At 34.3% G+C, this 10,518-nt stretch carries 7 protein-coding genes; 5 read left to right on the forward strand and 2 right to left on the reverse strand.

Features of this window, described 5'->3' with window-relative positions; genetic code table 11:
- Positions 1–76 precede the first annotated feature (76 nt).
- Positions 77–2,641: a glycyl radical protein gene (locus I6U48_RS11325; RefSeq protein ID WP_218320570.1), complete on the reverse strand. Its 2,565-nt coding sequence runs from the start codon at positions 2,639–2,641 to the stop codon at positions 77–79.
- 316 nt (positions 2,642–2,957) lie between these two features.
- Between I6U48_RS11325 and I6U48_RS11330 the strand changes: the two genes are divergently transcribed.
- The 4 genes from I6U48_RS11330 (at position 2,958) to I6U48_RS30075 (ending at position 7,894) form a co-directional block, all read left to right on the forward strand.
- On the forward strand, positions 2,958–4,943 hold the full coding sequence (locus I6U48_RS11330; protein WP_218320571.1) for an oxidoreductase: 1,986 nt from the start codon (positions 2,958–2,960) through the stop codon (positions 4,941–4,943).
- Positions 4,944–4,956: 13 nt separating this feature from the next.
- Positions 4,957–6,246, forward strand: coding sequence for an aconitase X (locus tag I6U48_RS11335; RefSeq protein WP_218320572.1), 1,290 nt, complete (start codon positions 4,957–4,959; stop codon positions 6,244–6,246).
- A 14-nt stretch (positions 6,247–6,260) separates the two neighbouring features.
- Complete coding sequence (locus I6U48_RS11340; RefSeq protein ID WP_218320573.1) at positions 6,261–6,704, forward strand: aconitase X swivel domain-containing protein; 444 nt, start codon at positions 6,261–6,263, stop codon at positions 6,702–6,704.
- A 344-nt stretch (positions 6,705–7,048) separates the two neighbouring features.
- Entirely contained in the window at positions 7,049–7,894 is an 846-nt protein-coding gene (locus tag I6U48_RS30075) for a methyl-accepting chemotaxis protein (protein ID WP_281421813.1), read from the forward strand.
- A gap of 482 nt (positions 7,895–8,376) precedes the next feature.
- Here I6U48_RS30075 and buk read toward each other — a convergent pair whose 3' ends face one another.
- Positions 8,377–9,450 (reverse strand): butyrate kinase, encoded by a 1,074-nt coding sequence (buk, locus tag I6U48_RS11350; RefSeq protein WP_218320574.1) that lies wholly within the window; start codon positions 9,448–9,450, stop codon positions 8,377–8,379.
- A 331-nt stretch (positions 9,451–9,781) separates the two neighbouring features.
- On the opposite strand from buk, the gene I6U48_RS11355 reads away from it, so the two are divergent.
- Positions 9,782–10,477 (forward strand): GntR family transcriptional regulator, encoded by a 696-nt coding sequence (locus I6U48_RS11355; RefSeq protein WP_218320575.1) that lies wholly within the window; start codon positions 9,782–9,784, stop codon positions 10,475–10,477.
- Positions 10,478–10,518 lie beyond the last annotated feature (41 nt).

Raw genomic sequence — 10,518 nt, forward strand, 5'->3', positions numbered from 1 at the left:
TATAAACAATTATTATTTAAAAAATGAGGAAGTAGTTAAAAAACCTCTTCCTCAATACTTCAATAAATCAAGCTAATTAAAAAGCATGTTCTGTTCTTTGTATAATATCATCCTGGATTGATTTATCTAAAGATGTAAAGTGAGCACTATATCCAGCTACGCGCACTACTAAACTTTTATAATTTGCAGGGTTCTTTTGCGCATCTAAAAGTGTTTCTCGACTTACTACATTAAATTGAACATGTAAACCCTTTTGATCAAAGAAGCTTCTTACTAAGGAAGATAAATTCTGTAAACCAGTCTGCCCTTCTAAAGCAGATGGATGAAATTTTTGATTAAATAATGTACCATTTGAAGCTTTATAATGATCTATTTTCGCAACAGAGTTAACAGCTGCAGTAGGGCCTTTTATATCTCTTCCTGAAACTGGTGAAACACCATCTGCCAGTGCTTCTCCAGCTTTTCTTCCATCTGGTGTTGCCCCTGTTTGACTTCCCATTGGAACATTGGCTGAAACAGGATATAGTCCTGGCTGGAATTGACCATTACGTGGATTAGTGTATTTCTCAACTTCACTACAGTATATCAATGCAGCCTCACGTGCTAAATCATCAACTTCATCTATATCATTGCCGAACTTAGGTGCCCTATTTAGGAGCATTTGGCGAAGATTCTCTTTATCTCCATAGGTGCCTAAGTTAATATCTTTGCCTGGTTTTAAATCATCTAATGAAATCTTCTTTTCTTCAAATATTAACTTCTCGATAGCTTGCATTATAGTTTCACGTGTTAAGCCTTCCATACCACCCGCTCCGTTTATACTATTAGCAATTTCAGTTATTGGATTCTTTTTACATTCACCAAAATTGGTATCTAAAGCATCTTTTAAATCTTGTAGAGTTACTTTCTTTTCTTCGAAAACAAGCTTCTTAATAGCTACTAGAGAGTCTGCTACGTTTGCAACTCCAACTCCTTGTGGACCTGTAAAATTGTAATGAGCTCCTCCTTCTTGTAATGATTTTCCTCTAGCTATACAATCATCTACCATTGAAGATAAAAATGGTAATGGTGCTCTCTCTCCGTGTGCTAAATCTACACTATTGTCTGCATTAGTCAGAAGTCTAACAAAATGTTTCATTTGCATTTTGTATGCATCCATGAATCTCTCAAAAGATGTAAAGGAGGTAAATTCTCCAGTTTTTAATCCTAATTGTTTACCGTTATCCATACCATTATTAATAGTTATCTCTAATACCTTTGCCATGTTGAAAAATGCAGCGTCATGCCATCCTTCAGTCTTTCCACCTTTTTGAGGCTCTACGCATCCAATAACGCCATAATCTCTAGCATCTTCTAATGTGAGACCTCTGCTTGCTAGTGAAGGAATGATAACTTCATCATTATAGTAAGCTGGCATACCTAGTCCTAGTCGAGTTACTTCAGCGGCTTTTATTAACAATTCATCGGGAGTTTTATTCCAACCTCTTATAGAGATTGATGGTTGTGGCAGCTTGGTATGTGAAGTAGCTTCAAGACACATAAATGAAAGTTCATTTGTAGCATCTTTTCCATCAGAAGTCTGTCCACCTACAATTAAGTTCTGAAACATTGGATATCCACCAAATGCTTTTGTAGAACCTTCGTCACGAACCTTGTTGACATCATTGAATTTAACCCATAAGCAGTCAAGAAGCTCTTGAGCTTTTTCTCGTGTAATAAATCCACTTGATATATCTTTATTAAAATAAGGATATATGTATTGATCAAAACGCATTGGTGATATTGAATGACCATTAGATTCTATTTGAATAATAGCTTGCATGAACCAAAATGATTGTAAAGCCTCATAAAATGTTCTAGCTGGATTTTCTGGTACCCACTCACAGTTTTCAGATATTTGCATCAACTCATTTCGTCTTTGTGGGTCTGATGTTTGACTTGCTAGCCTTCTAGCTAATTCTGCAAAACGTTTGGCAAATTTAATAACAGCTTTTGAAGTAATAATTACAGCTGTTAAGAACTGACTCTTCTTTATATAGTCAGGGTCACCTTTATCTGCTTTAGCTTTTTCATTTTCGGCATCTTCAATTATACCCTTAAATCCTTTAGATAATATCTTTGCATAATCTACGGAAATATGTCCAACACCATTAAAATAATAATTTCCAACAGTAAATACTCCTGCATTCATTGCTTCCTTTGTTTCCTGAAACATATACTCTGTTGCAAGCTCATTTGTTGTTTTTCCATCCCAATACTTAAATACCTCGCGAAGCTGTGATTTTACATCTTCACTAATAAGAAATACATCTCCAGTTCTTTTAGCTAAAGTATCAAATTCATCTAAGAGCCATTTGTTTGAAAATTCTGGAAACACAGAGGCTGCTCTAGGTTTTTTAGTTAAATTTCCCACAATAAGTTCTTCATCACGAATAACTATGTCCATTTCACCTAGTATTTTTTCCAAAGCTTTAGCTCTTCTAATAACCATAGGATAAGCTTCTGTTTCCTTAAAGGATTCAGTTATTAAAATTGCTCTTTGCGCTTCGATTTCAGGAGTTACCGAATATAAATCGTCAATTAATTTTTCTATTCTTTTACTTTGATTCACACTATAGAGTTTGTTTAAAACTTCATTCACTTAAATGACCTCCTCAATTTAATTATATTTATATAGCTTTTATTAATTATTTTTATGATTAAATTCTATTCCTAAAACTCTAAATTTTTTTTAATTATTTTGACTTATTTTTGTATTATATAGATTCAAATATGGTGTATTATTTTGACGTATAAGAGAATTTACACAATCATTACGCTCCTTATACTTATATAGATAATCACACTAGACACTTAACTTGTGCTCTGGCACATGTTGACATAACTGTAACATAATTATAAAATATTAACAGAATTACTTTGGTGAATATATCATAATTATAAGGAAGGATGATATTATGAAACGTTACCCTCAACTGTTTGAACCTGCTTATATCGGTAAAGTAAAAATCAAAAACAAACTTTCCATGGCTCCTATGGGCCCTGTAGGCTATGCCGATGCATTTGGTGCATTTAATCAGAGAATACAGGATTATTATGTAGAACGTGCCAAAAATGGCGTTGGTCTAATCATCACTGGTATTTGTAATGTAGATATGGGAACAGAAGGAATGCCAACTGCTGGTTTGCCTTGTCCTACATCTAATCCTATAGCATTTATACATAGTACTTATCAAATGAATGAACGTATCCATGCCTATGGAGCAAAAATATTTATACAGTTAACAGGTGGATTGGGCAGAAGTGCACTACCTGGATTCGTAAGTAAAAATATTGCACCATCAAAGCAAGAGAATCGCTTTAATCCAAATATAATTCATCGTGAAATGACAAAAGAGGAAATTAAAACTCTAATCCAGAAATTTATTGCTTCTGCTGTAATTGCTAAGAAATCTGGTTTTGATGGCGTGGAAATTCACGCTGTTCATGAGGGTTACCTCTTAGATCAATTTGCAATTTCTTTCTTTAACCATCGCATTGATGAATATGGTGGTTCTTTAGAGAATCGACTTAGAATTTCTACTGAAATAGTTAAAGGGATTAAAAAAGTCTGCGGAAAAGATTTTCCTGTAAGTTTACGCTACAGCCTTAAGAGCTGTATGAAAGGAATTCGACAGGGAGGACTTCCAGAAGAAGACTATGAAGAGGCCGGTAGGGATATCGAAGAAGGAATTGAGGCTGCAAAGCTATTAGTAGAGGCTGGCTATGATGCTTTAAACGTTGATGCAGGAACCTATGATTCTTGGTATTGGAATCATCCACCAATGTATTTTGAAGACGGGATGTATAGACAGTTTGGAGAAATATTAAAGAGACATGTGGATGTGCCAATCATTCTGGCTGGCAGAATGGATGATCCTGAAGTTGCGGTTTCTGCTCTTGGAAAAAGCTGCGATATTATAAGTTATGGACGCCCTTTGCTTGCAGATGCAGAATATATAGAAAAACTTCGTACAGGAAGATTGGATGAAATACGCCATTGTTTGGGCTGTCACGAAGGTTGTCTTGGAAGAATTGGCAACGCTCCTGTAAGTTGTGCAGTTAATCCAGCCTGTGGAAGAGAAAAGATATATGGCCTTGAACCAGCAACTGTTAAAAAGAACCTTCTCGTTATTGGAGGTGGTGTGGCTGGATTAGAAACTGCTCGTGTAGCAGCTATCCGAGGACATAAAGTAACATTATGTGAGAAATCGGATCAACTTGGTGGAAATCTAATTCCAGGTGGAGTACCACATTTTAAACGTAATGATCATAAATTAATTTCTTACTATAAACGCCAATTAGAGCTTCTTAATGTTGATGTCAATTATAATACCACTGTTACAAAAGAAAATATTCACGAATACAATGCAGATATTATAGTTACTGCAACAGGTTCAACACCTAAGAGTATCGACTTTGAAGGTGTACAAGCTTCCATTACTGCCGACCAGGTATTACTTGGAAAAATAGAGACTAAAGATCAAGTTGTTATTGCTGGCGGCGGCCTAATAGGATGTGAAACAGCTCTTTGGTTAGCTCAGCAGGGCAAAAAGATTGCTGTTGTTGAAATAGCAAAAGAAATTTTAGGCGGACATGGATCTTTGCCTCATATGAACGAATATATGCTCCTAGATTTATTGAAATTTTATCATATAGATATTTACACAAACACTTCTATTGTTAAAACAAAAGAAAATAGTGTGGAAGTTAAACAAGGAGATAAAATATTTGAATTGCCTGCTCAAACCGTAATTATATCAGTGGGTTATACAGAAAATGATAAATTATATAAGGAACTATCCGAGTTAGACGTGCCTGTTTATAACATAGGTGATTCCAGTAAAGTACATAATATAATGTATGCTATTTGGAATGCATATGAAGTTGCACGTGATATTTAAGGAGGTGTAATTTATGGAAAATTATAATATGGAACTTACACAGGAAGAAAAAGAAATGCTGCAGGGCAAACACGGAGAGGTTATGCAAAAAGCATTAAAGTCTGTAATCCTTTATGGTAAAGCTTTTGGGGCTAAGCGTCTCATTCCTATTGAAGGACCAGTGCATTTAGTTACCTCTTTTGGTATGGCAGGGCTAACTCCAGTGTTTGACATGGTGGATGAAATAATAAGCGCAGGTATAAAAACCAATGAGCCCTTTACTGTTGACCCAATGCCCCTTGATTATGATAATGTTGAATGTACTGATATACAGAAAAAAGTATTTAGTGCATTATATGCAAATCAAGATAGATATGAATCGCAGCTTAAAAAATTGGGTCTTAAGGATGATAATGCTTTCACATGTACATGCTACATGCCTGAGGTAGGAAACAGGCCTAAAAAAGGACAAGTACTTTCATGGGCTGAGTCTTCAGCAGTTGTTTTTGCTAACTCTGTTCTTGGTGCAAGGACAAATAGAAACTCCGGAGTTATAGAACTCTTATGCGGAATTGTAGGTAAAGTTCCAGAATTTGGTCTTGTTACAGATGAGGGAAGACGTGCAAAATGGTTAGTTGAAGTGAAAACATCAACTCTCCCTAATGCTCAAGTACTAGGAAGCGCTATCGGTATGAAAGTAGTTGAAGATGTTCCATATATTGTAGGACTTGATAAGTTCCTTGATAAGGGTATGAAGGACTCGACTATGGATTATCTTAAAGATATGGGAGCTGCAAGTGCTTCAAATGGTGCTGTTGGTTTATATCATGTAGAAGACATAACTCCAGAAGCTATCGAACAAGGAAAATCCCTTTTAGTTGAAGATTATAAAAAGTATGTAGTAGATGATAATGAATTAAAAAGAATAGTAGACTCCTATCCAGTATTGTGGAAAGACTTGAATTTAAAGCCTGCTGTTTGCTTTATAGGATGTCCTCATCTATCGCTTGAGCAAATATATAGCTGGAATAAAAAAATATCTGATGCCCTAGCAAAAACTAGCAAAACCAAAGTATCTATAAATACAATATTAAGCGCTGCTCCAGATGTTATTCTAAAATTTAAGAATGATAAAGAGGCATATCAGAAAATGTTAGACACTGGAGTGCATCTAACTTATATATGCCCACTCATGTATATGAGCAACCCTGAATGTTCAAAACAACCAGTAATAACAAATTCCAACAAATTAAGAACATACTCCACAGCTAGATTTTTTTTAGATGAAGAAATACTGGACATCATTATAAAAGGAAATATTTAAAGGGGGCGAAAAAGTTGACCAGAACATTTAAAGGAAGAGTTGTTTTAGGCGGAAACGTAAATGGAGAGAGTTTAGTAACTAACCAAGGCTTTAATATACTTGCATCGTATTTAATGGGTTTAAGTACAGGAGATTCTACATGCTTCGATCAGAATAATAAGGATCTTTACAAAAAAGATTTGGCAGGAAAAGTAATATGCCTTCCTAAGACAATCGGTTCTACAACAGGCGGTATGATACTTCAGAGTGTTACAAAGATGGGAATTGGGCCAGCTGCAATGCTTTTCTCGGAGCATATAGACTCCCTAGCAGCCGCAGGTATAATACTTTGTGATGTATGGAATGACAAAAGAATTGTGGCTATAGATGAACTTGGCAGTGAATTCTTAGATTATATGAAGGATGGATTAAAGGTTGAAATCAAAGAAGATGGTACCATAATAATTAATCAAGATTAGTTTCAATTGAGGCTTGCCGAACTATTAAAGTTGACTTATACTCCAGTGGATGTTTCCAGAGATGAAAACATATACCTGTGTATAAGTCAACCTTCTTGTGCATTTCTTTGCATAGATACTCATAGATGACACTTAGCTTAAAAATAATCTAATATATAAAATAGAATAATTTTACATTAAGTGATGATATATGCTTTAATTTATATGTAAGTTAAGATAAACTTAATAAATGCTAATGAAATATATAACAAATTAGTATAAGTTTTAAAAAAGTGATATAATAATATAAAATAATATAATTTATGACAAACTTATTAATGTACTCAAGTGAAAAGGAAGGTGAAATGATAATGAACTTAAGTGATGAAGAATTTTTTTCTGCAATAAAATCAGCTTTTGATGTGTTTCCCTATCTATTTGTTTCAGATGTAGGCATCGCTATAACAGATAAAGAAAAATACGTTTTGGTAAGACAAGCAAATTCTTTTAAACTTAATATTTCTGAAGGGCTAAAGCTTGCTGAAAACAGTGCTGCAGTAAATTCTATGAAGACTAAAAAAAGACAAATGGCTAGACACCCTAAAGAGGTATTTGGATTTCCTGTTATGGCTTATAGTGTACCTCTAATTAATAATGTTACTCGTAATGTAGTAGGTACCATATCTTATGTGGTCTCATTAGAAAAAGAAAATATGGTAATAGAAATGGTTAATGAATTAGGTAATCTCTCTTCTGAATTAGCAGCTTCTTCGGGTAAACTAGCAAATACTACTGAAGAATTATCTGCAAATACTCAAAATATTAATAATTTAATAAGTGAAACTCAATCAGGTATTGTAGATATGGATGAGATTCTTAAATACATTAAAACTATTTCTGACACAACGAATTTATTAGGACTTAATGCTGCAATAGAAGCTGCTAGAGCAGGTGAATATGGAAGAGGTTTTTCTGTAGTATCGGGAGAAATTAGAAAACTCGCTTCAAATAGTAAAGAATCCGCAAACCAGATTAATAACACTTTAACAAATATAAAAGAAAATGTTAATAAAATTATTAATTTTATTAATGATTATGGAACTACTAGTGAAGTTCAAGCTGGACAAGCAGAACAAATTGCAGGCAGTAGTGAAAAGCTTAATCAATTATCATTAAAACTTTTAGAGCTTTCAAAAGATGTTAATCAGTAATTTTCAAGTTAATTGACCAAAGCTCTAACAAACTAAAAAATAATACATAAAGAGGTTATGTATTTCATTGGTTATTATTTAGTCTATCTTAACTTGCTCTTTTTATTAGGTATGCTTTTATAATTATACCTTTTCTTGGCATACCTAAAATATATTTCTACTGTCTTTAATTCACTTTTCGAATTCTTAATCTCTTTTTCTTTTGTTTCTATTTACAAAGAGTTATGCAAGAAAACATGCTGAGCTTTCCTTTCGTATGATTATACAGATTATTTTGCTATAATATAATAAAGAGGTTTTACAACCAATTGACATCATGGATAACATACATCCATTAAATAAGTATTTATAAAGTATATTCTTATAATATCTAAAGAGGCATCACATTTTAAGTAGCAATATCTTAAAATGTGACGCTTTAAGTTACAATTCTATACAGCATTAATTATAACTTATATAAACTGTAGTTGTAATAAAAGTTATTAAATTGATTGAAAAGCTTTTACCTCTTCTTCGCCTCTTAGCACTCGTAATGCTCCAGCTGCCAAAGCTTCCATTTCATATTCACCAGGCATAAGTTCTACTGGTGCAATAAAAGATACTAACCTTGTAATGTAATCAGATATATATTTTGAATAAGAAACGCCTCCAGTAAGTATGATTCGATCCACCTCTCCTGCTACTGGTATTGCTAATCTTCCAATATCTTTTGCAAGATTATAAGCCATTGCCTCATATACCAACTTTGCAGAGGAATCCCCAGAGGTTATACGTTTCTCAATTTCAATGCCATCAGTTGTACCAAGATGGGCTTTCAACCCTCCATTACCTCTTACCATTTTAACAAGTTGAGCTTCTGTATATTTGCCTGAAAAGCAAAGCTGTATCAATGGAACTGCATCAAGTGAACCTGCCCTTTCAGGTGCAAAGCCTCCATTATCGTCATTAACAGCATCGATATTGCGTCCATCCTTAAATAAACGTATAGACACACCTCCACCAATATGCGCTACAATGAATGTACACTCAGAAAAAGGTTTTTTTAAAACCTCATTTGCACATTTAATAGCCATAGCACGAGTGTTTAAGGCATGACCCACTGCAAAATGCGGCAATTCAGGCAATCCACTTACCCTTGCAAGATTAGTTATCTCATCCACTGAGACAGGGTCATAAACATATGCTGGTATGGCTAATTCCTGCGAAAGTTCAAATGCTATAATACAGCCTAAAGCTGCAGCGTGCTTATCATCCTCTGGTCTCTTTAGATACTCAACCATATTCTGATCTATTCTGATTGCTCCCGATGAGCAAGGCGGAATACGTCCTCCTCTGGAACAAATTGCTGTAAGATTTTTTAATTGTACTTTTTTTTCAGCAAGTACTTGTTTCACAATGTTTCCTCGAAATTCAGATTGTTCCAAGCAGCTTTTAAAAGCAGCTAATTCCTCCTCAGTATGTCTAATTGTCTCCTTGAAATGCTGAGTTTCATCAATATAAATTGCTATTTTTGTTGAAGTAGAACCCATATTTAATACTAAAATTTGATGTTGCATTTTTTTCCTCCTTTTTCTTAACTTTTGATAAGAGTATAGCATGTAGAATATACTGTGCAAATATTGCGACACAATAAAGATGCTATGTACAAAAATATGTACAAAATGCAAATGCGCGTATAATATTTTATACAGTAAAGTTGAATAGTTGATTTTTGTTTCACCTGTCTTGCGTGCTTTGGACACATCGCATATAATAAACTTATGGCAAAAACAAGTAACATAAGTGATCATCTCAAAATCTATAACTTAGAGTAAATCGCTTACTCATTGAGTACTCATTCCACTGCAAGAAGAAAGAGTCTCATTATAATAAAAGGGGGAAAACGCTATGAACTACGAAGAACGGATTGCTGAATTAATTGAGAAACATACATTTATTAGCAAAACAGATGTAGTATATACCCTCGTGTTGGAAGATATTATAGAAGGCCGACTCAAGGGTGGCTCCAGATTAAATCAAGAGGATCTTTCTATGCAATTTGGCATATCCCGTTCACCTGTGCGTGAGGCGTTAAATCGTTTGGCAAGCGATGGGTATCTGGTAAAATCCAATGCATCAGGTTATCGTGTTTACGATCTGAGACTTGAGGATTACATTTCTCTTAATGAGTTTCGAAACATGATGGAGTCCTTTGGCAGCAGCCTTGCTGTGAAAAATATAACCGGTAACGAACTAGATATATTGAAACGAAATATTGAAGAAACTAAAGAGGCCGTTGAAAAAAAAGATACAAAAGCTTTTCTGCACCTTGATGAAGAGTTTCATGGACTTCTTATAGAGGCTGGAAAAAATCCGCATCTTATTGAAGCATATAACTCTTATGGACAACGATTTCATTTATTCGGCATTCTCACACTTTCACAGGAAATGTTAGCAATTGCTTACAAATGGCACGTAAAAATTTTACAAGCAGTCATTTCTGGTAATGCTGAGGAGGTTGCAAAAACCACTCGTTTACATCGTGAAGCAACCATTAATAGTGCATTAAGAATTTGCCGCAACAAATGGTCAACAGAAGATTAAAAAAGTATTATAGATACCTACAGCCGACACTTAACTTATGC

Origin of the sequence: Clostridium thailandense (genome assembly GCF_019207025.1) — a bacterium.
Lineage (GTDB): Bacteria > Bacillota > Clostridia > Clostridiales > Clostridiaceae > Clostridium_AM > Clostridium_AM thailandense.

Bases quoted from the DNA above. Each gene is read 5' to 3' on its own strand.
- buk (WP_218320574.1), bottom strand. From the start codon at position 9,450: ATGCAACATCAAATTTTAGTATTAAATATGGGTTCTACTTCAACAAAA.
- I6U48_RS11335 (WP_218320572.1), top strand. From the start codon at position 4,957: ATGGAAAATTATAATATGGAACTTACACAGGAAGAAAAAGAAATGCTG.
- I6U48_RS30075 (WP_281421813.1), top strand. From the start codon at position 7,049: ATGATAATGAACTTAAGTGATGAAGAATTTTTTTCTGCAATAAAATCA.
- I6U48_RS11355 (WP_218320575.1), top strand. From the start codon at position 9,782: ATGAACTACGAAGAACGGATTGCTGAATTAATTGAGAAACATACATTT.
- I6U48_RS11330 (WP_218320571.1), top strand. From the start codon at position 2,958: ATGAAACGTTACCCTCAACTGTTTGAACCTGCTTATATCGGTAAAGTA.